Here is a 21732-nt window from a genome sequence, read left to right as displayed (position 1 = left end):
GCATTATTTTCAAGTCCCGGGCCCGTACGAAACGCCAGCCCCGGAACGTCAGGAACCGGCCGGGGATTTCGGCTTGCAGGGCTGCTCGCCCAGCCGCCGCAGGAACGATTCGAACTCGGTGCCGGGCAGGGGCTTGCTGTACAGGAACCCCTGGGCCTGGGCGCAGCCGAAGGACAGCAGCAGTGCCTCCTGCTCCCTGGTCTCCACGCCCTCGGCCACCACGCCGATGCCCAGGTTTTCGGCCATGAGCGTGATGGTCTGCACGATCTGGGCGTCGTTGGGGTCCTCGTTGATGTCGCGAACAAAGGAACGGTCGATCTTGAGGGTGTCGATGGGGAAATTCTTGAGATAGTAGAGCGAGGAATATCCGGTTCCGAAGTCGTCGATGGAAATGCGGATGCCCATGTCCACCAGCTCGTTGAGCTTGCGGATGGTCTCGTCCACGTCCTTCATGAGGGTGGATTCCGTGATCTCCAGCTCCAGGCGCTCGGGCGGCAGCTCGTGTATCTTCAGGGTTCGGGCCACCATGCTCACCAAGTCCTTTTCCCGGAACTGGAGCGGCGAGAGGTTCACGGCCACGGAAAGGCCCCTGTACTCGGTTTCGTCCAGCAGGCGCAGGAAGGCGCAGGCCTTGTCCAGCACGCGCTCCCCGATCTCCACGATCAGCCCGGTCTCCTCGGCCAGGGGAATGAACTCGCCCGGATTCATGAGGCTGCCGTCCAGCCGGATCCAGCGCACCAGGGCCTCCATGCCGCTGACACAGTGATTGCACAGATCGATCTTGGGCTGGTAGTAGACCATGAATTCGTCGCGCCGCAGCCCCTTGCGCATGTCGCTTTCCATCTTGAGCCGCCGGCTGACCTTGTCGTTCATGGCCGGGGTGAACAGATGGTAGGAGTTCTTGCCGCTCTCCTTGGCCTGGAACATGGCCATGTCCGCATTCTTGATCAGCGTGCCGGGATCGTCACCGTCATCGGGATACAGGGTCATGCCGATGCTGGGGGTGATGTAAAATTCCTCGCCCTCCAGCCTGAACGGCTTCTGGAACAGGGAAAGGATCAGGTTGCCGTAGTCCGCCATGCCCCGCGCGTCCACTTCGCCCTCGACCATGATCACGAACTCGTCGCCGCCCAGGCGGGCCACGGTGGCGTCCGCTCCCAGCTCCAGGGAGAGCAGGTTGCCCACCTCCTGCAGGAGATGGTCCCCCTTGGCGTGCCCCAGGGAATCGTTGACGTTCTTGAAGTTGTCCAGGTCGATACACAGAAGCCCCACCCGCACGTCCTTGCGGGCCGCATGGGCAATGGCCACGGTGAGCCTGTCGCAGAGCAGGTCCCTGTTGGGCAGCCCGGTCAGGGCGTCATGATAGGCCTGGAACTGGATGCGCTCCTCCTGGAGCTTCATGTCCGTGATGTCGTGGAACACCGAGACGTAATGGGTCACCTCGCCGTTCACGTCGCGGATGGCGCTGATGGACATGATCTCCGGATAGGATTCGCCGTTCTTGCGCCGGTTCCATATCTCGCCGGTCCAGCGTCCGGAATCGGCCAGGTCGTCCCACATTCTCCGGAAGAATTCCGGCTCATGCCGGTCGGACTTGAGTATCCGGGGCGTATGGCCCATGACCTCGTAGGGCTCGTACCCGGTGATGGCGGAAAAAGCCGGGTTCACGGCCACGATCCGGGCGTCCCTGTCGGTGATGAGAATGCCCTCCAGGGCGCTTTCGAAGACCTTCTCGAACAACTTGTGGCGGTACTCCACTTCCTCCCGGACCTCGGTTTCCTTTTCCAGGGCGTCGCGGGAAAGTTCCAGCCGTCCCATGAACATGTTGAACTGGCGGGCCAGCAGGCCCACCTCGTCCCGGCTCTCGATGCCGCTGCGCAGGCTCAGGTCGCCGTCGGCGGCCCGCTCGAAATCCCTCATGAGCCGGTACAGGGGCTTGGTGACGCTCTTGCCCAGCACCAGACTGATGGACAGCACCAGCAGCAGGGTCGCCAGGCCGGTGGAAAGAATGATCCACGAAAGCTTCCGGAGGGGGGCGTACATCTCCTCCACATAGCTGGTGGAGCAGACGATCCAGTCGAACTCGGGGAGATAGCGGAAGACGAGGATCTTGTCCCGGGCCTGTTCTTCGCCGGGGTTCTTCCACTGGTAGAGAATGCTTCCGGACTTGCGGGAAAGCAGGTCCCGCACGGTATCCCGTCCCTGGGCGCGGGCCAGGTCGAAGAGGTTCTCCCCGGCAAAGGGATGGATGACGGTCCGTCCGGAGCCGTCCACGATGAAGGAATACCCGGACTCGCCCATCCGGAGCCGGGCAATGCTCTCGCGGAAGTCCTCGGCGTCCACGAGAGTGGTGAATTCCGAACGATAGGCGGACACGGAAATGATCCAGTCCCAGGGATCGAAAGAGACCATGTACAGGGCCTTGGGCCTCGGGCGTTCATCCCCGGGGCTCTTCCACTGATACTCCAGAAAGCCGTTGCGCCGCTCCAGCTGTTCCCGGATGAAGTCCAGGTCCTTGATATCCTCCCCCACCAACTCCCGCATCGGATGAACCCGGACGATCCCCTTCCCGTCCAGACAGTAAATGTAGCCGGTCTCGCCGATGGTCTGTCCAAGCAGGATATCCGAGGCTTTCCGCATGGCGGCCTGTTTGTCCAGGTCGCCCTTTTCGTATTGCTGATAGATATTGGTGACGATTTCGAGATTCTTTTCGGCAATGGCGCGCAACCGATTCTTGATGGAAACCGAGGCCGCGGTTTCCACCATGTTGACCACCGTGTCCGTGGAAACCTGCAGTTCGTTTTCAATGCTCTGCTTGAGGACGTCGCGAACAAGGGAATGGACGATGAAGCCGGCCGTGACAAAGGCCACGATGAACAGCAGCGAATAGCCCACCATGAGGCGGGAGCTGATTCTTATGTTCTGCAAAAAGGTATACATCTGCGGGCGCACCTATGCTTGGTCAAGGCACGATAACAGAATCTTCAAGGTTTCCGCAATAAAACAGGCAATGATTATAAGCCTCTGCTCAACCGCCGATGGCCGACATGCGCGTGTGACACACCCCGCCCCCGAGGGCATGGATTCAAGCAGTTTGTGGCCCATGGGCTTTTCCTGAGTGGCGGCGCGGATGATGCGGTCCACAAAGGGCAGCCCCAGCGCGGGATGGCGCAGGACCGGACGCAGGCGGTAGACCCGGTCCGAGAAGAGACAGGTGCGCAGGTTGCCGTCCGAGGTCAGTCGCAGACGGTTGCAGGAGGCGCAGAAATGGTTGCTGTAGGGCGATATGATCCCGATGCGGCCCTTGCCGTCCCTGAGGTCGTACATGCGGGCCGGGCCCCGGTTGCGTTTTTCGCCCTTGACCGGCTCCACCTCGGCCAGTTCGCACACCCCGGCGAGGATGTCCTTGGCCAGCCAGACCGAATCCCGAGACCAGCGGGTGCCGTCGCCGATGGGCATGAACTCGATGAACCGCAGGTCTATGGGCAGGGTGCGGGCCAAATCCACGAAACCGGGCAACTCGTCCTGGTTCACGCCGCCCATGGCCACCACGTTGACCTTGACGTTCAGCCCCGCCTCCACGGCGCGGTCGATATTGGCGCGCACCTCGCGGAAAAGGGGCCGTCCGGTGATGCGCTCGAACTTGTCCGGATCCAGGGTGTCCAGGGAGATGTTGACGCGCCGGACACCGGACGCGGCCAGCCGGGGAATAAACGGCTCGATGAGCGTGGCATTGGTGGTCACGCACAGCTCCACCCCGGGGAATCGCTCGGCGGCGGATTCCAGGAAATCCATGAAGCCCTTGCGTACGAACGGTTCCCCGCCCGTGAACCGGATCTTGTCCACCCCCAGGGATGCGCCGATGCCCATGAGGTCCAGGATCTCCTCGTAGCGCAGGATGGTGGGGTGAGGAATGAACTCCATATCCTGGCTCACGCAATATCTACATCGCAGGTTGCAGCGGTCGGTGACGCTGACCCGCATATAGCTGACCCTGCGGCCGTATTGATCGGTCAATGGGGCTTCAGACATCTTTTTCATCTCCTCGTTAAACCCTTCGCCCTGCGAAGGCCGCTCACCACGGCGCATGCGCCGGGAGCAGAAAAACAACGGGCAGCCTACCTCCCGAAGGGGCACTTGGGGAAGGTGCACGTACGGCAGCCCAGGCAGAAACCGCCCTCGGCCAGCCGCGCCAGATCCCTGCGGGAAACGGTCCTGCCCGCAAGCAGCCTCGGCAGCAGCAGGTCGAGGCTGGTGGTCTTGTAAAAGAGCGCACAGGCCGGAACGCCCAGCACCTGCACGTCCCGAATGCGGCCCACCAGGGTCATGGCCCCGGGCAGCACGGGCGCGCCGTAGAGAAAATCCTCCAGGCCCGCGTCCACCAGCGCCGGACGGGTCACGTCGTCCGGGTCCACGGAAAGACCGGCCGTGGTCACGATGAGGTCCACGCCCTTGTCCAGCAGCCCCCGGACGCGGTCGGCAATGGCCGCGCGGTCGTCCGGGGCCACGTCCGTGGCCACCACCTCGGAGCCTAGCGCATGTACCTTGCTGGTCACAACCGGAATGAACTTGTCCTCAATCAGACCCTGGAACACCTCGGTGCCGGTCACCAGCACGCCGACCCTTGCCTTGCGCAGGGGCAGCACCGAAAAAAGCGGTTCCTCGCCCAGCACGGCCAGCGCCTTGCTGAGGTTCCTGAGGGAAAGATACAGGGGGATGGCCCTGGTCCCGGCCAGATTCTTGCCGCGCTGCACCACGGTATCGCCCTGCCGGGTGGCGCACATGACGTCGGGCACCAGGTTGAAGGCCTCCAGCCGCTCCCGGTCCACGGTCAGCAGGCCGTCACAGCTGGCCCGGAAATTGATCTTGCCCTCGTGGGCGGGCAGGTCGTACTCGACGCCGGGCCCGGCCATGCGCCGGGCAAAGGCCTCGGCCACCTCGTCCTCGTGGACCCATTCCGCGCCCGGGTCGGCCAGCTCCTCCACATACAGGTTGGAACGGCCCATCTGCTGCAGGCGGCAGACATCCCCCGCCGTGATCCGCTGGCCCGCCTTGAATTCCGCCCCCTTGCTCTCGCCGGGCGCAATGCGGGTCATGTCGTGCAGGGCGGTCCTGCCCACGGCCTCTTCCACGGGCACGGCAATCATCTCGGGATCCGAGGTCTCGGCAATGCGCCGCTCCAGGGAAACATGCTGCGCCTCGCCCTGGCAGCCGCGGCAGATGCCGCCGTCCACCGTGGGGTAGGCCTCGCCGCAGGACGGGCACAGGTCGATCCCGGACATGTGCTTGTGCCCGAGGAAACGGCCCGGAATGCGGATTTTCTCCAGGGAACAGATGGTGTCCCCGGCTTCCTCGATCTCCCGGAACAGCCGGTCCGAATCCTGGTCCCGCTTGGCCTTGCGCTTGAGGAACCAGTCATGGATCTCCCGGTAGGGGCCGAGCTTGGCGGCGTCCAGCCAGACGCGCACGCCCTCGCCCGTGAACTTGTCGTACATGCACAGGGCATAACGGCCCAGGTTGTTGATCTTCATCCAGTTGTTGCCGATGCTGCACAGGGTCAGCATCTGTACTGCGTCGGGCAGGCACTTTCCGGTCTCCACGATGACGTCGAACAGGGTGCCTTCCGGCATCTCGCGCTTGGCCATCGCCACCATGTAGCCGCCGATGAGCAGGCCCGGCGCTGGGTAGCCGTGGAACTCCGCTGCACGGCGCTTGAATTCCCCGAACGTGTATTCACCAATGTTCATGAACTCTCCTTGGGCACGGGACAGGCAAAGGCAGACCGCCGGAAGCTCCCGCAAACCGGCGGCCCGCACTGCGTGAAAATCGAAAAACTATTCGGCGAAGATTTCCCGCTTGGTCACGGCCTCGGCCTTGACCCTGTCCAGCAGGTCGGAAAGGGCGGCCTTGACGTTTTCGCGGATATCGCCCGCCACAATGAGGAAGAGCACGTCGTCCCCGGGCTGCATCCTGCCCTCATGGGCCTTGCAGACCACGCGCCAGATGCCTTTGCGGGCCTCGATCTCCTTGCGGATCTCCTCCATGCGCTCGTAGTCCGGGGTGATCTCGATGGCGGTCACCGTGGAGCGGTCCGCGCGAGACCAGCCGCGCACGATGCCGTTGTGCACCAGCACCATGCCCACGTTGTCGCTGAATCCGGGCTCCCGCTTCAGCCGGGCGATCTCCTTGCTTATATCCATGACGGCTCCTTGTTTGCTGCGTTCAGACGCCGGACGAGAATTACGCTCTTTTCGCCGCAAGAACAACCTGCGGCGGGCCGGTCGGACCCTTCATCACAAGGCGTTAGAATCGGGGAATATAATACTACCAGACCTTGATCCGTGTATACTCGATCATAAGAAAAGGAATAACCATCGGATTGGCAACAGCTTACGCGGCAGACAAAACGAACATTCCTCCCTCATGCGCGTTCCGGCCCGGTGCCAGCCAGCCCGATTCCATCCGGCAAGCGGATCAGGCCCGAGTCCGAAGGATGGAAAACAGACACCGGGAAACAGTGTTCGGCAAAACGGCTCCAAACGCCTCCGGCAGCCCAAGCCTGTCCTCCACCAGGCTACACCGGAGCATGAGCCGGGGCAGCATGACAGCGGCCCGCCTCCACTGTCCGGATCGCAACTGATATTAGGGGCCAGGCAGCTTCCGGAAATGCCCGTCTTCGGAACCTCCTGGCCCCACTTTTTCTGGCAATCCATAAACGCATGATCGCTGTGTTGCTGCAAAAAGCTCAATTCCGATCATCGGCATGATGCATTCACATTCCACCTTACGACCGGCATGGTACTTCTCCAGCATGAGCCATCAAGCCAACTCATCAGCCAGGAAACATCAAAGCCGTTCAGAAAGGTTCAAATGCGCGGCGCAAAAAAACGCCGGGCCGCAGCGTATGCTACAATACGTGAGGACCCGGCATTTTTGCAGCAACAAAGCAGATGGGCCTTTCGGGCGGCTTTAAAAAGACTCGAGTCGGGCGATGACCGCCTCCACCAGATCGCGGGGCGTGGAAGCCCCGGCAGTGACGCCCACGCGGGAAACGGCCCGGTAGGCATCGGGATCCAGTTCCTCGGCGGTCTCCACATGCACGACCGGGGTGCCCTGTTCCAGGACCACCTGGGCCAGCCGGCGGGTGTTGCCGCTGTTCTTGCCGCCCACCACCACCATGGCGTCCACTTCCCGGGCCAGCTGCATGGCCTCTTTCTGGCGCAGCTTGGTGGCGTCGCAGATGGTGTGCAGCACGGTCACGTCCAGCCCGGGGTCGGCGTCGAGCTGCGCGGCCAGGCGGTCGAACTGCTCGCGGTCCTGGGTGGTCTGGGCCGCCAGCACATACTTGCCGCCCTTTTCCAGGGGACATTTGTCCAGCTCCTCGGGAGCGCCGAAGACGCAGGCCTCCCCGGCCGCATAGCTCATCAGCCCGCGCACCTCGGGGTGGTCCTCTTCGCCGAAAAGCAGCAGATGGCGGCCATCCCGGGTATGCCGGGCAATGAGGACCTGGGCCTTCTTCACCTTGGGACAGGTGGCGTCCTTGATGGTGATGTTGCGCGCCTCCAGCTCGGCCTCCACCTCGCGGGGGATGCCGTGGGCGCGGATGACCACGTGGCCGCCTTCGGGAACGTCGCACGGTTTTTCGGCAATGACCACGCCCTTCCGGGCGTAACGCTCCAGCACCTGGGGATTGTGGATGATGGGGCCGAGGATGTGGATGGGCCGCCCGCCCAGTTCCTCGATGAGCCTGTCGAGCCGCTGCAGGGCCAGGTCCACGCCCATGCAGAACCCGGCGGTTTCAGCCAACCGTACGGATAATCGCGTCATTTTGTCTCACCATGTATTACTTTATTCAAATACAAGAACATTTTTTTACAATTGCCTGCTTGACTCCCGGCATGTTTCTGCCCTTTACACTATTCCAGCCTTGACAAAACGCGCAACTCCGTGAACACTCTCTTGTTTCAAACGCATGTTTTAAACGTTTTGAGACAAGAGGGAGCACGTATGAGCAGAAACGACATGGATACCAAGACCGCACTGCTGGAAGCCGCGGTCAAGGTTTTCGCAGCCAAGGGGTTCGCCTCCGCCACTGTGCGCGAAATCTGCCAGCTTGCCAATGCCAATGTGGCGGCGGTCAACTACCATTTCGGCGGAAAGAACACCCTGTACACCGCAGTGCTGGAACATGTCATCGGCCGGCGGACAGAGCTTTTCCGGCAGCGGGAATACAACGGCGACGCCTCGCCCGAGCAAAGGCTCGAGGCCTACATCCGCCGCAAGCTGCACGACATATACGTCCTGGACGGGACAACGGGTCTGGCTTCGGACCACTGGTCCATCTTTCTCATGGAAGTGGCCAACCCCAGCGAAAACCTGAACCTGCTGGTGGAGCAATACGTCCAGGCGGCCGTGGAGGAGCTTCGCGGCATTGTGGCGGAAATGCTCGAAGTGGCCCCGGTGGAGCAGGTGGTGCAGGACTGCGCCCTGAGCATCTGGGGGCAGCTGCTCGACCCCCTGGTCATGACCCCGCTCACGGACCGGCTCTCCCCGCCCCGGGCCCGGGTCCAGGAAGACCTGGAACGGTTCGCCGACCACATGGTCAAGTTCACCATCGGCGGGCTCAAGGCAATCCGGGACTCCTAGCATCGCGTCGAATCGTGCGTTGAGGCGACCGACGCGGACCGGGAAAACAGGGGACCGGCGCAATCTTCAACGCAACGATTTGAACGGGACGCATCACAGCGTCCCGGCGATACCATACAGGAGCCTTTCGCAATGCATTCTCTGCACAAGAGACTTTCCATCCATACATTCAAGAAGAAACGATACCTGTTCGCAGGCATCGCCGCCCTGGCGGTGCTTGTGGGCGTGGTGGCCCTGGGCGGCGGGGAATCCCCGTCCAAGGCCAACGAGCCCCGCGCCGTGGAAACGGTCAAGGTCACCATCCAGAAGGTGGAACCCAGGGCCATCCGCGACGAACTGGTCCTGCCCGGCCAGACCGAGGCCTACCACGACCTGACCATGTCCGCCGAACGCGGCGGCCGCGTGGAAACCGCCAACTTCAGGGAAGGCGACGAGGTCAAGGCGGGCGACGTCATCGCCACCATCGACCTTTCCGCGCTCCAGGCGGCGCTGAACCGCACCCGCGCCAACTACGAGCTGGCCCGGAAGCAGGCCGACCGCAAGGCCCGGCTGCGCAAGAGCAAGGTGGTCTCCATGGAGGAACTGGACAAGGCCGAAACCGAGCTCAAGGTTGCGGAAAACAACCTGCGCGAGGCCGAGGTCAACTTCCGCCAGGGCCAGATCATCGCGCCCGTGGACGGAATCATCAACGACCTCGCCGTGGACCCGGGCGAATACGTGAGCGCCGGGGACAAGGTAGTGGAGCTCGTTGACGTCAAGACCATCCGCATCAACGTGGACGCGCCGGAAATGGACGTGCGCTACCTCAAGAAGGGCGATCCCGTGTCCGTGACCATCGACGCCTGGAGCGACGGCGCCTGGCAGGGAGTCGTGGACTTCGTGGCCTACAAGGCCGACTCGGCCACCAACACCTTCAAGACCCGCGTGGTGGTCCAGAATCAGGACTGTCGCATCCGCCCGGGCATGCTGGCCCGCGCCACCTTCCAGCGCCGCAACATCGAAGCTGCCGTCACGGCCCCGCTCTTCGCCCTGCAGGACAGGGGCGGCGAACGCATCCTGTTCGTGGAAAAGGACGGCGTGGCCCAGGCGCGCAGCGTGGAGATCGGCGTCATCAGCGGCGACACAGTGCAGATCCTCAGCGGTCTCGAATCCGGTGAAAATCTCATCGTCACCGGCCAAACCGACATCGAAGACGGAACCAGAGTCACAGTACAATGATCATCAATTCTGCCGCGCTCCAGCGCAAATCGGCAGTGATCGTCCTGCTCGTGTTCATCGTGCTGGCGGGGTTTTCCTGTTACTATTCCCTGCCGCGCGAAAACTCGCCGGACATCACCATCCCATATATCTTTGTTTCCACCTACTACGAGGGTGTGGCCCCCGAAGACATGGAAAAGCTGGTCACCATCCCGCTCGAGCGCAAACTCAAGGGACTTTCCGACCTCAAGGAGCTTTCCTCCCTCTCGGACGACGGCGTCTCCCTGATCCGCTGCGAGTTCGAGCCGGACATCGACATCGACGACGCGCTCCAGAAGGTGCGGGAAAAGGTGGACCAGGCCAAGCCGGACCTGCCCTCGGACCTGCCGGACGACCCGGAGATCAACGAGGTCAACCTCTCGGAACAGCCCATCCTGAACATCATCCTGTCCGGCCCCTACAGCCTGAAGCGGCTCAAGGTCTTCGCCGAAAACCTGGAGGACCAGATCGAGTCGGTCCAGGGCGTGCTGGACGCGGAGATCTACGGCGGCCTGGAGCGCGAGATCCACGTGCTCTTCGACCTGGACCGCGTGGCCTACTACCGCATGCCCCTGAGCTCGCTCATGGACTCCGTGGAATCGGGCAACGTGAACATGCCCGGCGGCTCCATGGACATCGGCAAGGCCAAGTACACGGTGCGCGTGCCCGAGGATTTCAAGCACCCCTCGGAGATCGAGAACATCGTGGCCTTCGTGCGCGACGGCAAGCCCGTGTACCTGCGCGACGTGGCCAGCATCCGTGACCACTACGCGGACCCCACGGACCGCAGCCGGTTCAACGGCCAGCCCAGCGTGACCATTGCGGTAAAGAAGCGCTCGGGCGAAAACATCATCTACATCAACGACGCCATCCGCGAACGGCTCAAGAATCTCCAGGGCCAGCTGCCCCCCAACCTGAAGATCGACCTGACCTCGGACCAGTCCGAGGACATCCGGCGCATGGTGGCCGACCTGGAAAACAACATCATTTCCGGGCTCATCCTGGTGCTGCTGGTGGTCTTCGCCTTCATCGGCGGCCGCTCGGCCCTGTTCGTGTCCCTGTCCATCCCCATCAGCATGCTCATCACCTTCATCGCACTGAGCGCGCTGGGCATCACCCTGAACATGGTGGTGCTCTTCTCGCTCATCCTGGCCTTGGGCATGCTCGTGGACAACGGCATCGTGGTGGTGGAAAACGTCTACCGCCACATGCAGGACGGCAAGACCCGGGAGCAGGCGGCCCAGATCGCCACGGACGAGGTGGCCTGGCCGGTCATCTCCTCCACCCTGACCACGGTGGGCGCGTTCTTCCCCATGGCCTTCTGGCCGGGCATCATGGGCGAATTCATGGCCTTCCTGCCCAAGACGGTCATCATCGCCCTGGTGGGTTCCCTGTTCGTGGCCCTGGTGGTCAACCCGGTGCTCTCGTCCCGGTTCCAGACCATCCGCAAATGCGACCTGGAAAAAAGGCCCACCCGCGTGGACCGTTTCCTGGAACGGCTCAAGGACGCCTACCTGCCCCTGCTGGAATGGAGCCTGGAAAACAGGCTCAAGACCCTGGGCTTCGCCTTTGCCATGCTCGTGGCCAGCATCGCCATCTTCGCCCTGTTCGGCAACGGCGTGGAATTCATGCCCGAGACCGAGCCACAGCGCGCCTGGATCAAGATCAAGGCACCGGTGGGCACCAACCTGGACACCTCGGACGCCCTGGTGAAGCAGGTGGAAAAGGTCTGCGCCAAATACGACGACATCAAGTACACCATCGCCAGCGTGGGGGCCACCAACAGCTCGGACGAGCGAGGCACCCACTACAGCCTAGTGACCATCGAATTCCCGGACATCCATGACCGTTCGCGTCCCTCGTCCGAACTCATCACCGAGATCCGCGACCAGCTGAACAAGGTCATCACCGGAGCCGAGATCATGGTGGACAAGGAAAAGCACGGCCCGGAAACCGGCGCTCCCGTGAACCTGGAGATATCCGGCGAGGATATCCGCGTGCTGGGCGAGCTGGCCCACACCATCCGCAAGCGCATCAAGTCCATCCCCGGGTTGGTGGACCTCAAGGACGACTTCGTCAAGAGCAAGCCCGAGATCACCGTGAACGTGGACAAGGAAAAGGCCGCCCTGCTGGGGCTGGACACCCGGACCATCGCCACCACGGTCAAGGCGGCCATCAACGGCTCCAAGGTGGGCACCTTCCGCGAGGGCAAGGACGAGTACGACATCGTGGCCCGGCTCCCGGAAAAGGACCGCCAGAGCGTGGAGAACCTGCGCCGCATCACGGTCTCCGGCCAGGACGGCCAGCCCGTGCCCATCACCAGCCTGGCCCGGATATCCCTGGCCTCGGGCCTCGGCGGCATCAACCGCATCGACCAGAAACGCATGGTGACCATCTCGGGCGAGGTGGACGGCCGCAACGCGGGCGAGATCATCCGCGACATCCAGGAAGTGCTCCGGGACGTCCAGTTCCCGCGCGGCTACGGCTATTCCTTCACCGGCCAGCAGGAGGAGCAGGACGACGCCAGCGCCTTCCTGGGCAAGGCCTTCGTGGCCACCATCTTCATCATCTTCCTGGTGCTGGTGACCCAGTTCAACTCCGTGGCCACCCCGTTCATCATTCTGACCTCGGTCATGCTCTCGCTCATCGGCGTGTTCCTGGGCCTGGTGGTCACCGGAACCGCCTTCAGCGTGATCATGACCGGCGTGGGCGTCATCAGCCTGGCGGGCGTGGTGGTCAACAACGCCATCGTGCTCATCGACTACTACGAACAGCTCGTGCGCGAGGGCATCGCGGCCCGCACGGCCATCATCCAGGCGGGCATGACCCGCTTCCGGCCCGTGCTGCTCACGGCCATCACCACCGTGCTGGGGCTGCTGCCCATGGCCACGGGCGTGAGCTTCGACTTCATCAACTTCCGCTGGGACATCGGCGGCGAGTCCTCGCAATGGTGGGGCCCCATGGCCGTAGCCGTGATCTTCGGCCTGGCCGTCGCCACCCTGCTGACACTCGTCGTGGTGCCGGTGCTCTGCTCGCTGAAAGCGACCTACCTGGACAGCAGAAAACAGCAGGCATAACCAGATCGTATGGAATCCCGGGCGATTGACCATCGCCCGGGATTCTGTTTATTTGGGCTATGGCTAACCGTCTCGTTTCCACCACCCTCGTACTGCTGCTCGCCTTGTGGAGTATCCCCGTTCTTGCGGGCACGCCGGTCATCCCGGCCGAGGTGCTGGCGCAGTATCCGCACGACCCGCACGCCTCCACCCAGGGGCTGGCCTGTCTCGGCGACGTGCTCGTGGAGATCACCGGTGAGTACGGACATTCCTCCATCCGCAAGGTGCGGCCAGAAACCGGCGAGGTGCTGCGCAAGACGGCCCTGAGCCCGGACCATTTCGGCGAGGGCGTGGCCATCGTGGACGGCAGCGCCTACGTGCTCACCTGGCTGTCCGGGGACGGCTACATCTTCGATGTCTCGGATTTCGACGAGTCCTGGCCGGATTTCGTGCAGCTCGGGACCTTTGCCATCCCCGTGGCCGACGAGGCCGCCGAGGGCTGGGGCCTGGCGTTCGACGGCCGCAGCCTGATCCTGAGCAACGGGTCCGCGGTTCTGCAGTGGATCGACCCGGTCTCCTTCGACGTAACCCGGACCGCAAGGGTCATGAACGTACGCAAGGAAGTCCGCTTTCTCAACGAGCTGGAATGGGTGAACGGCTGGCTGCTGGCCAATGTCTGGAAGCGGGACAGCATCGCGGTCATCGACCCGGAAACCGGCCTCGTGGCCGCCTGGATCGACCTGACCCCGCTGCTGACGCCGCGCAACAAGCGCGCCGGGGTGGCCAACGGCATCGCCTATGACGCCGCAAACAACCGGCTGTTCGTCACCGGCAAGCTCTGGGACACCCTCTACGCCATCAAGGTCCCGGAGTTGCTGAAAGGCAAAAAGTAGGAAGGCCTCCGGCGGCCAAAGGGTTAAACCCTTTGGGATCCTGGCTGTCAGCGCGTCTTTGTCCCGGCTTCGCCGGCTCAATTCCGCGCTGACGGGAATGGGAAATATTTTAGGCAATTACAAAAGTCAGACCACCCCATCAGGCAATTCGCCTTTCCCCGCCCATCCCGAAGGCGGCTCAAAAAGATTTGGATGCCAGGAGCAGAAAAAAAGCAGACCCGACGCGTACAAAGCGGTACGCGAGGGGCCTGCTTTTTCTCGCAGCGACGAAGCAGACGGGCCTTTTTCAGCCGCCTTGCTTCCTGAACATCAGCCAGAGGCCGAACAGTATCATGGGCAGACATAGAACCTGCCCCATGCTCATCCAGTTCAGGGCCACGAAGCCCAGCTGCGCGTCGGGCTGGCGGGCGAATTCCACGGTGAACCGGAACACGCCGTAGCCCACCAGGAACAGGCCGCCCACTGCCCCGCGCGGCCTCGGCCTGGCCGAATAGAACCAGAGCAGGAGGAAGAGCGCCAGGCCTTCGAGGGTGGCCTCGTAGAGCTGGGAGGGATGCCGGGGCAGGCTGCCCGCGCCCGGAAAAACCATGCCCCACCAGCCGTCCGTGGTGCGGCCCCAGAGCTCGCCGTTGATGAAGTTGCCGAGCCTGCCGAAGAAGATGCCCGGCGGCACCAGCGGGGCCACGAAATCGCCCACGGCCAGCAGCGGCTTGGCCTTGTTGCGGGCGAACAGCCAGCAGGCCGTGATCACGCCGATGACCCCGCCGTGGAACGACATGCCGCCGTTCCACACGGCAATGATCTCGGACGGGTTGGAAAAATAGTAGGACGGATTGTAGAAACACACGTACCCCAGGCGGCCGCCCAGAACGATGCCCAGGATCAGGTAGGTGACGAAGTCGTCCATTTCCGCGGCGGTCCAGCCGCTGCCCGGCCTGCTTGCGCGCCAGCGGCCCAGGGCCCATCCCACCAGCACGCCGATGACGTACATCATGCCGTACCAGCGGGCCTGGAACGGGCCTATCGTGAAAATGACCGGGTCGAAATGGGGATATTGCAGCATGTATTCTCCGGAAAATAGGGGCGGTTGCGATTTCTCGTGCAGGCTCTGTCATAGTCTCATCCCCGGTGCATGACAAGGCGGTTGCACCTCCGGAAAATCCCCGCGCCGCACCCGCACCCCCATGTCTTTGTTTTTTCGGAAGATTGCGCTAAAGTCGGCAAAGAATCACACCCACGAGGCACGCGCATGAGCACCGAACAGGAACTCGACATACTGGAAATGCCCTTCGAGGGGCTGGCCGCCTACTGGCTATCCATCAAGAAGATCTTGGATGGCCGCAAGGGCAAGACCATCATCAAGGACGAGATCGCGGGCACGCAGGAATCCTACATCCGGCACCTGCTGGAGACCGTGTTCTCCAAGATGGACCTGGCCTTGGTGCGCCGCCTGGCCGAGGTCAAGCGCGACACCCTGCTGGACGACTACCGCCGCAAGATCGACCTCATGCGTCTGGCGCTCTTTGCCGTCGCCTCGCGGGAAAACCCGCGCGTGACCCTGGTGCGCATGGATTCCAAGTTCGCCCACGCTCCCATGAGCGAGAAAAAGGCCTTTGACATGGCCCAGGGCCTCATGGACGCGGTGCAGGAAAAGGGCGCGGACCGCGCCACCCTGCTGGCCGTGGACCACAAGATGCCCTTTGACCGTCTGGTGGTGAAGCTGCTCTTCTACGTCATGTACGCGCGACCCGACAAGCACCGGCTGGACGGCCTGCTGCGCTACACCAAGTCCCGCTATTTCACCGAGGGCCTTTCCCTGGCCATCGACAATTTCGAGCCGGACTTCCTGGCCTATCACCTGGAGGGCATCCGCGACCAGACCATGGCCGAGACCCTGCGCAAAATGGACATGTCCCTGGAGATGGCCGTGGGCATCCGCGACAAGCTGCCCTATGACGACATCTTCAAGATCGCCCGGGCGTACATGCCGTCGTAAACAAAAAGGGGACACCTTATGAAAGGTGCCCCCAAGTTTGCGTCCTTCGCACCATCATTTCTGCCCCCCCCAAAACCAAGCCTTGCCATCTAATGCTCAAGATCAAAAAACATATCTACTTTATTATCGCTCGCACATGATGCTCGATTTAGATAGGATCTAGCCATACGCTGATCACAAGGAACAATTATTCCTTCAGCATACAGATACGCAAGCTTGTTCATACAGTCTACATTCCCAAGAAAAGAGCCTTCTTTATACAAATTAATAGCCTTAACAAAGTCCCTCTGCACGCCTATGCCGCTAAAATAACAGTCAGCCAATCTCGCAATAGCATGATGGAAGCCAAGATCATGACTGGTTTTTATATATTTAAAATAGTCTTCATCACTGCAGCCATCATCATCAGAACAAATCAAAGCAAGCAAAAAAGACGAAGGAGCACTCTCTTTATATATTTTTTTTAAATATTCTTTAGCAAGGCGTAAATTATAAACTGAGCTCGACTCAATACAGTACAAGTATCCAATTTTAAAATTAGCTTTTTTACACCCACTCAATGACGCTTGCTTATAGTAATATAACGCTTTATTATGATCTATTTTAACATCAAGTCCACTTAAATACATATTACCTAAGTAATATTTTGATTCAGCATCACCTGCATTGGCTCCAATTTCAAACATTGCACGCGCTGCATCATATCTCTTAACGTCTAAAAACCATCCATTATAGTATATTAAGCCCAGCTCTCTTATTGCTTTTATGTTACCGGAAGAAGCAGCTTCACGCAAAAGATTGGCCCCTTTAGTAGGATCTTTTTCCCCTTTTCCACTATAAAAAATAATTTTACCTAGTTCATATTGTGCTTCATGGTCATTCTTATTTGCTTCTAACTCTAAAATATGAATAGCTTCTTCAAATCTATTTTCCTCTACTAAATGCATAGCATCTTCCACAGAAGCCGCAAATGAATTCGTTCCAATAATGATAAAAAGCAGTACGCAAAAAGGTAATCCTCTCATTGATTCTTCCCTCATTTCATCCCACATATGTCCAATCCCAAGCTCTCAGCCGGGCGACATGGATGGCAGCCAGAGTGTTGTCCAGCCCCTCGATATCAACAAGCCAATGCAACCGCAACAGAACTCCTTTTGCGGGGCCACCACACTTTTTTTGAAACGGGCAATGCCGCCCCATATAATCATGGCTGTTCCCGCCGGATCGTGCCAGCGTACAGGCTGCACACAAGGAGGAACCATGCGCTTCATCCCAAGTCTTTTCATCCTGTCCGCCGCCCTGCTCTTCGCCGCCCCAGCCCTGGCGACCCCGCCCGGCGTGGTGGGGCAGCGCAACTTCCAGCGCGGGCTGCGCGCCGAATGGGCCAACAAGGACGCGGCCAGGGCAAAGGAATACTACACCACCGCGGCCAAGGCGTTCCGCGAGCTCATGGAGGAAAACCGCAAGGACGGAACCAGCACGCGCACCTCGCGGCTGGTCATGGCAGGCATCTGCCAATTCAAGGCCGGCATGTACGCCGATGCGGCCGCCACCATGCAGGTGGCCGGGGCCATGGACGCCCACATCTGGGAGGCCTGGCTCTACGGCGGACTGGCCAAGGCCATGCAGGACGACGCCGAGGGCGCGCTGAACATGTGGAAACGGTTCCCGCAAAACGCCTTCCAACGAAAGCTCAACCCGGTGATCGGCGCGCAGGTCGCCGCCCTGGAGGCCGGGGAAACCACGCCCCGGGATGCGGCAGAGGCCGTGCTCAAGGCCGAAGCCGAGCAGTTCCGCTGGAACTACTACAGCCCGGGTGGCCGCAACAACCTGGCCCCGCCCGACCAATGCGACGGCCGGTTCTGGTGGCGCTATTTCTTCGAGCCCTGCGAACTGAACGCCCTCGACTGATTTCCCGAAGACCCTTGCAAAAGGGCCTTCTTCTTTCCCTTGGCCCGAAGTTTTCTTGTCCACATAGACCGGACCGCATCTTTCCTCCCACCCAATTGCAACGGAGCCCCAGCCGTGCTACCGGTAAAACAGTCAGAAATACGGCTGGTTGCTCCGGCATGGAGCCCGAAACGACTTTCACGCCGGATCAGTCCTTTACCAACGTCTAACGTGTGAGGTCAGTCCGTGAATTTCATCAAGAGCTTCTCCCCCGTCATCGTCGCAGTTCTCATGGCCCTGGCGCCGACGCCCCAGGGGCTCACCCCCGAGGCCTGGTATTTCCTCTGCATCTTCGTGGGCGTGGTGGTCGGCCTGATCATCGAGCCCGTCCCGGCGGCCCTGGTGGGCCTGGTCGGGGTATCCGTCGTGGCAATGCTCGGGCTGGTGGACCCCAACAACGCCACCGCAAACCGGAACTGGGCCCTGTCCGGCTTTGCCAACGGCGTCATCTGGCTCATCTTCGCGGCCTTCATGTTCGCCCTCGGCTACAAAAAGACCGGGCTCGGCAAACGCATCAGCCTGCTGCTGATCCGGTATCTGGGAAAAAACACCCTCGGGCTCGGCTATGCCGTGGCCTTTTCCGACGCCATCCTCGCGCCGTTCATGCCCTCCAACACCGCCCGCAGCGCGGGCACCATATATCCCGTGGTGAGCAACATCCCCCCCATGTTCCAGTCCACCCCGGAACTGGCGCCGCGCAAGATAGGCTCCTACCTCATCTGGGTCGGCATTTCCGCAACCTGCGTCACCAGCTCCATGTTCCTGACGGCCCTGGCCCCGAACCTCCTGGCGGTGGACATGGTCCAGAAATCCTCCGGCATCGCCATCAGCTGGGTCCAATGGGCCAAGATCATGGTTCCGGCCATGCTCCCGCTCTTCCTGCTGACCCCCTGGCTCGCCTACGTGATCTATCCGCCGGACCAGAAGACGTCCCCGGAGGCCCCGGCCTGGGCGGCCGAGGAGCTCAGGAAGATGGGCAAGATCTCCGCCAAGGAACTGCTGATGCTCGGCTACGCGGTCCTGGCCCTGGTCTTCTGGGTCTTCGGCAAGCGGCTCGGGATCGACAGCACCGTGGCCGCCGTGTTCGTCCTTTCCCTCATGGTGCTGACCAAGGTCATCTCCTGGGAGGACGTCATCACCAACAAGGGGGCCTTCAACGTCTTCATCTGGTTCGCCACCCTGGTGGCCATGGCCAGCGGCCTGAAACAGACCGGCGTGCTGGCATGGATGGGCAAGCTCGTCGGCATCTACCTCCAGGCCATGCCCCCGCCCACGGTGGCCGTCATGCTGGTGCTGCTCTTCTTCCTGCTGCATTACTTCTTCGCCAGCACCACGGCGCACACCACGGCGCTGCTGCCCCTGTTCATGGCCACGGCCGCCCCGCTCATCCCCGCGGAAATGCTGCCCAGGCTCGCCCTCATGCTGGCGGGCTCCCTCGGGCTCATGGGCATCATCACCCCGTACGCCACCGGCCCCTCTCCCATCTGGTACGGGGCGGGCTTCATCAGCCAGGCGCGCTGGTGGGCCCTCGGCGGGATCTTCGGGGCCCTCTATCTCGCCACCATGATCGGAGTGACCGTCTTCTATGTCTGACCAGGGAGGGGCCGAATCCACCCCGGCCCTTTTCAACACCCTGATGAAAACTTGACACAGTTCATAAATATATTATGACCAGCGGGGCCGCAGCCGATGCGGCCTCATTTTTTGCGCACAAGGAATCACGACGTGGAAAAGATACTCAGGAAAGAAGTGGAACGCCGCCGCACCTTCGGCATCATCAGCCACCCGGATGCGGGCAAGACCACGCTCACGGAAAAGCTGCTGCTCTTCGGCGGCGCCATCCAGATGGCGGGAACCGTCAAGTCCCGCAAGGCCGACCGCCATGCAACCTCGGACTGGATGGCCATGGAACAGCAGCGCGGCATTTCCGTGACCTCCTCGGTCATGAAGTTCGAGTACGAGGGCTTCGAGATCAACCTGCTCGACACCCCGGGCCACCAGGACTTTTCCGAAGACACCTACCGCGTGCTCACGGCCGTGGACTCCGCCCTCATGGTCATCGACTCGGCCAAGGGCGTCGAGACCCAGACCCGCAAGCTCATGGACGTCTGCCGCCTGCGCGACACGCCCATCATCACCTTCATCAACAAGCTGGACCGCGACGGCCGCGATCCCCTGGACCTGCTGGCCGACATCGAGGAAACCCTGAACATCGAATGCGCCCCCCTCTCCTGGCCCATCGGCATGGGCAAGCAGTTCAAGGGCGTGTATTCCATCTTCGACAAGAAGCTGCATATTTTCTCCGCCACGCACAACGGCGGCATCCGGCAGGGCGTGGTCATCGACTCCCTGGACGACCCCAAGCTGGACGAGGAGCTCGGACCCCAGGCCGACCAGCTGCGCGAGGAGCTGGAACTGCTGGAAGGCGCGGGCTATCCCTTTGACGCCGAACGCTACCTGGCGGGCAAGCAGACCCCGGTCTTCTTCGGCTCGGCCATCAACAACTTCGGGGTCAGGGAACTGCTGGACACCTTCGTGAACCTGGCGCCCTGCCCGCAGCCGCGCCCGGCAGTGGAGCGGGAGGTTTCTCCCCTGGAAACCCAGTTCTCGGGAGTGTGCTTCAAGATCCAGGCGAACATGGACCCGCAGCACCGCGACCGCATCGCGTTCGTGCGCATCAACTCGGGCAAGTTCACCCGCGGCATGAAGGTCAAGCACCACCGCGTGGGCAAGACCATGCAGATCTCCAAGGCCACCATCTTCATGGCCCAGGACCGCGAGGGCGTGGAAGAGGCCTGGCCCGGCGACATCATCGGCGTGCACAACCACGGCACCATCAAGATCGGCGACACCTTCACGGACAAGGAAACCCTCAAGTTCACGGGCATCCCCAACTTCGCCCCGGAAATCTTCCGCCGCGTGATCCTCAAGACCCCGCTCAAGGCCAAGCAGCTCCAGAAGGGGCTTCTGCAGCTGGCCGAGGAAGGGGCCGTGCAGCTCTTCCGCCCGATCCAGAACAACGACTACATCCTCGGGGCCGTGGGCATGCTCCAGTTCGACGTGATCCAGTCCCGCCTCAAGGACGAATACGGTGTGGACGCCATCTACGAGCCCGTGGAGCTGCATACCGCCCGCTGGGTCTCCTGCAAGGACCAGAACAAGCTCAAAACCTTCAAAAAAGAGACCGAAAGATATCTGGCGCTGGACTCGGACGAGAATCTCACTTACCTTGCTCCGAGCCGCTGGCGGCTGGATGATGCGGTCGAAACCTGGCCGGATATCCAATTCCACAAGACCAGGGAACACGTTTAATCGCCATTTATGACTGTTGTAGAGATACCAGAAGAACATCTGCGGGCGTTCACCAAGGACGAGATCAACGCCATGCCCCTGCGCCGATATGAAGGCCCGGTGCATGTGGTCCGTACCGAAAAGCAGCGTGACGCCGCGGTCAAGGCCCTGCGGGAAGAAACCGTGCTCGGCTTCGACACCGAGACCCGTCCGGTGTTCAAGAAGGGCCGCAAGCCCAACCCGCCCTCGCTGATCCAGCTGGCAAGCGCCGACGAGGTCTACGTCTTCCAGATCAACCTGCTGCCCATGGACAACGGGCTGCTGGAGCTGCTCGCGGACAAGCAGGTCATCAAGACCGGCGTGTCCGTGCACGACGACATCATCGGCCTCAAGAAGCTGGCCAAGTTCAGGCCCGCCAACTTCATCGACCTGGGCGAGGTCTCCCAGCAGCACAAGATGCAGACCCACGGGCTGCGCAACCTGGCCGCCAACCTGCTCGGCTTCCGCATCTCCAAGTCCGCGCAGTGTTCCAACTGGGCCAAGGAAAAACTTTCCAAGCAGCAGGTGGCCTATGCCGCCACCGACGCATGGGTCAGCCGCGAGATCTACCTGGCCATGCAGAGCCTCGGTCTGGTCTAAGAAGAAATATAAACCACCCATTCAA

Annotated in this window: 16 protein-coding genes; 9 read left to right on the top strand and 7 right to left on the bottom strand. The window is 61.5% G+C overall.

Annotated elements, in window-relative coordinates:
- Positions 1 to 48: 48 nt before the first annotated feature.
- From FGL65_RS05855 to ispH, 5 genes are all read right to left on the bottom strand, one after another.
- A complete protein-coding gene (locus tag FGL65_RS05855; protein ID WP_147820116.1) occupies positions 49 to 2940 on the bottom strand; it encodes a bifunctional diguanylate cyclase/phosphodiesterase in 2892 nt (963 codons plus the stop codon).
- A 12-nt stretch (positions 2941 to 2952) separates the two neighbouring features.
- A complete protein-coding gene (gene moaA / locus FGL65_RS05850; RefSeq protein WP_348981322.1) occupies positions 2953 to 4032 on the bottom strand; it encodes a GTP 3',8-cyclase MoaA in 1080 nt (359 codons plus the stop codon).
- A gap of 86 nt (positions 4033 to 4118) precedes the next feature.
- Positions 4119 to 5747, bottom strand: a complete 1629-nt coding sequence (locus FGL65_RS05845; RefSeq protein ID WP_147820115.1) for an FmdE family protein — start codon at positions 5745 to 5747, stop codon at positions 4119 to 4121.
- Between the two features lie 87 nt (positions 5748 to 5834).
- Entirely contained in the window at positions 5835 to 6200 is a 366-nt protein-coding gene (locus FGL65_RS05840; protein ID WP_147820114.1) for a molybdenum cofactor biosynthesis protein MoaE, read from the bottom strand.
- Positions 6201 to 6969: 769 nt separating this feature from the next.
- On the bottom strand, positions 6970 to 7827 hold the full coding sequence (gene ispH / locus FGL65_RS05835; RefSeq protein WP_147820113.1) for a 4-hydroxy-3-methylbut-2-enyl diphosphate reductase: 858 nt from the start codon (positions 7825 to 7827) through the stop codon (positions 6970 to 6972).
- 180 nt (positions 7828 to 8007) lie between these two features.
- Here ispH and FGL65_RS05830 point away from each other — a divergent pair, with 180 nt between their 5' ends.
- The 4 genes from FGL65_RS05830 to FGL65_RS05815 all read left to right on the top strand — a co-directional run bounded on the left by FGL65_RS05830 (position 8008) and on the right by FGL65_RS05815 (position 13831).
- Positions 8008 to 8646 carry a TetR/AcrR family transcriptional regulator gene (locus FGL65_RS05830; RefSeq protein ID WP_147820112.1) on the top strand — a complete coding sequence of 213 codons (639 nt, stop codon included), beginning with the start codon at positions 8008 to 8010 and terminating at the stop codon, positions 8644 to 8646.
- 132 nt (positions 8647 to 8778) lie between these two features.
- The gene (locus tag FGL65_RS05825) at positions 8779 to 9864 is read left to right on the top strand and encodes an efflux RND transporter periplasmic adaptor subunit (protein ID WP_147820111.1); all 1086 of its coding nucleotides are present in this window, start codon (positions 8779 to 8781) and stop codon (positions 9862 to 9864) included.
- Positions 9861 to 12959: an efflux RND transporter permease subunit gene (locus FGL65_RS05820; protein ID WP_147820110.1), complete on the top strand. Its 3099-nt coding sequence runs from the start codon at positions 9861 to 9863 to the stop codon at positions 12957 to 12959. Before FGL65_RS05825 ends, FGL65_RS05820 begins: the two co-directional genes overlap by 4 nt.
- 59 nt (positions 12960 to 13018) lie before the next feature.
- Complete coding sequence (locus FGL65_RS05815; protein ID WP_147820109.1) at positions 13019 to 13831, top strand: glutaminyl-peptide cyclotransferase; 813 nt, start codon at positions 13019 to 13021, stop codon at positions 13829 to 13831.
- 286 nt (positions 13832 to 14117) lie between these two features.
- On the opposite strand, the gene lgt is transcribed toward FGL65_RS05815, so the two are convergent.
- Positions 14118 to 14894: a prolipoprotein diacylglyceryl transferase gene (gene lgt / locus FGL65_RS05810; RefSeq protein ID WP_147820108.1), complete on the bottom strand. Its 777-nt coding sequence runs from the start codon at positions 14892 to 14894 to the stop codon at positions 14118 to 14120.
- Positions 14895 to 15080: 186 nt separating this feature from the next.
- On the opposite strand from lgt, the gene FGL65_RS05805 reads away from it, so the two are divergent.
- Positions 15081 to 15827: a hypothetical protein gene (locus FGL65_RS05805; protein ID WP_147820107.1), complete on the top strand. Its 747-nt coding sequence runs from the start codon at positions 15081 to 15083 to the stop codon at positions 15825 to 15827.
- A gap of 89 nt (positions 15828 to 15916) precedes the next feature.
- Here the strand turns inward: FGL65_RS05805 and FGL65_RS05800 are convergent, their stop codons facing one another.
- Positions 15917 to 16879: a tetratricopeptide repeat protein gene (locus FGL65_RS05800; protein ID WP_147820106.1), complete on the bottom strand. Its 963-nt coding sequence runs from the start codon at positions 16877 to 16879 to the stop codon at positions 15917 to 15919.
- Positions 16880 to 17087: 208 nt separating this feature from the next.
- Here FGL65_RS05800 and FGL65_RS05795 point away from each other — a divergent pair, with 208 nt between their 5' ends.
- From FGL65_RS05795 to FGL65_RS05780, 4 genes are all read left to right on the top strand, one after another.
- The gene (locus FGL65_RS05795; protein ID WP_147820105.1) at positions 17088 to 17738 is read left to right on the top strand and encodes a hypothetical protein; all 651 of its coding nucleotides are present in this window, start codon (positions 17088 to 17090) and stop codon (positions 17736 to 17738) included.
- Positions 17739 to 17963: 225 nt separating this feature from the next.
- Complete coding sequence (locus FGL65_RS05790; RefSeq protein WP_147820104.1) at positions 17964 to 19370, top strand: DASS family sodium-coupled anion symporter; 1407 nt, start codon at positions 17964 to 17966, stop codon at positions 19368 to 19370.
- A gap of 132 nt (positions 19371 to 19502) precedes the next feature.
- Complete coding sequence (locus tag FGL65_RS05785; protein WP_431830892.1) at positions 19503 to 21089, top strand: peptide chain release factor 3; 1587 nt, start codon at positions 19503 to 19505, stop codon at positions 21087 to 21089.
- 9 nt (positions 21090 to 21098) lie between these two features.
- Positions 21099 to 21707, top strand: coding sequence for a 3'-5' exonuclease (locus tag FGL65_RS05780; RefSeq protein WP_147820102.1), 609 nt, complete (start codon positions 21099 to 21101; stop codon positions 21705 to 21707).
- Positions 21708 to 21732 lie beyond the last annotated feature (25 nt).

Source organism: Salidesulfovibrio onnuriiensis (genome assembly GCF_008001235.1).
Taxonomy (GTDB): domain Bacteria; phylum Desulfobacterota; class Desulfovibrionia; order Desulfovibrionales; family Desulfovibrionaceae; genus Pseudodesulfovibrio; species Pseudodesulfovibrio onnuriiensis.
This window is presented reverse-complemented; position numbering and strand designations above follow the sequence as displayed.

What these genes read in the sequence shown, in the direction of transcription:
- FGL65_RS05855 (WP_147820116.1), bottom strand. Translation starts at nt 2,940, where the DNA reads ATGTATACCTTTTTGCAGAACATAAGAATCAGCTCCCGCCTCATGGTG.
- moaA (WP_348981322.1), bottom strand. Translation starts at nt 4,032, where the DNA reads ATGTCTGAAGCCCCATTGACCGATCAATACGGCCGCAGGGTCAGCTAT.
- FGL65_RS05845 (WP_147820115.1), bottom strand. Translation starts at nt 5,747, where the DNA reads ATGAACATTGGTGAATACACGTTCGGGGAATTCAAGCGCCGTGCAGCG.
- FGL65_RS05840 (WP_147820114.1), bottom strand. Translation starts at nt 6,200, where the DNA reads ATGGATATAAGCAAGGAGATCGCCCGGCTGAAGCGGGAGCCCGGATTC.
- ispH (WP_147820113.1), bottom strand. Translation starts at nt 7,827, where the DNA reads ATGACGCGATTATCCGTACGGTTGGCTGAAACCGCCGGGTTCTGCATG.
- FGL65_RS05830 (WP_147820112.1), top strand. Translation starts at nt 8,008, where the DNA reads ATGAGCAGAAACGACATGGATACCAAGACCGCACTGCTGGAAGCCGCG.
- FGL65_RS05825 (WP_147820111.1), top strand. Translation starts at nt 8,779, where the DNA reads ATGCATTCTCTGCACAAGAGACTTTCCATCCATACATTCAAGAAGAAA.
- FGL65_RS05820 (WP_147820110.1), top strand. Translation starts at nt 9,861, where the DNA reads ATGATCATCAATTCTGCCGCGCTCCAGCGCAAATCGGCAGTGATCGTC.
- FGL65_RS05815 (WP_147820109.1), top strand. Translation starts at nt 13,019, where the DNA reads ATGGCTAACCGTCTCGTTTCCACCACCCTCGTACTGCTGCTCGCCTTG.
- lgt (WP_147820108.1), bottom strand. Translation starts at nt 14,894, where the DNA reads ATGCTGCAATATCCCCATTTCGACCCGGTCATTTTCACGATAGGCCCG.
- FGL65_RS05805 (WP_147820107.1), top strand. Translation starts at nt 15,081, where the DNA reads ATGAGCACCGAACAGGAACTCGACATACTGGAAATGCCCTTCGAGGGG.
- FGL65_RS05800 (WP_147820106.1), bottom strand. Translation starts at nt 16,879, where the DNA reads ATGTGGGATGAAATGAGGGAAGAATCAATGAGAGGATTACCTTTTTGC.
- FGL65_RS05795 (WP_147820105.1), top strand. Translation starts at nt 17,088, where the DNA reads ATGCGCTTCATCCCAAGTCTTTTCATCCTGTCCGCCGCCCTGCTCTTC.
- FGL65_RS05780 (WP_147820102.1), top strand. Translation starts at nt 21,099, where the DNA reads ATGACTGTTGTAGAGATACCAGAAGAACATCTGCGGGCGTTCACCAAG.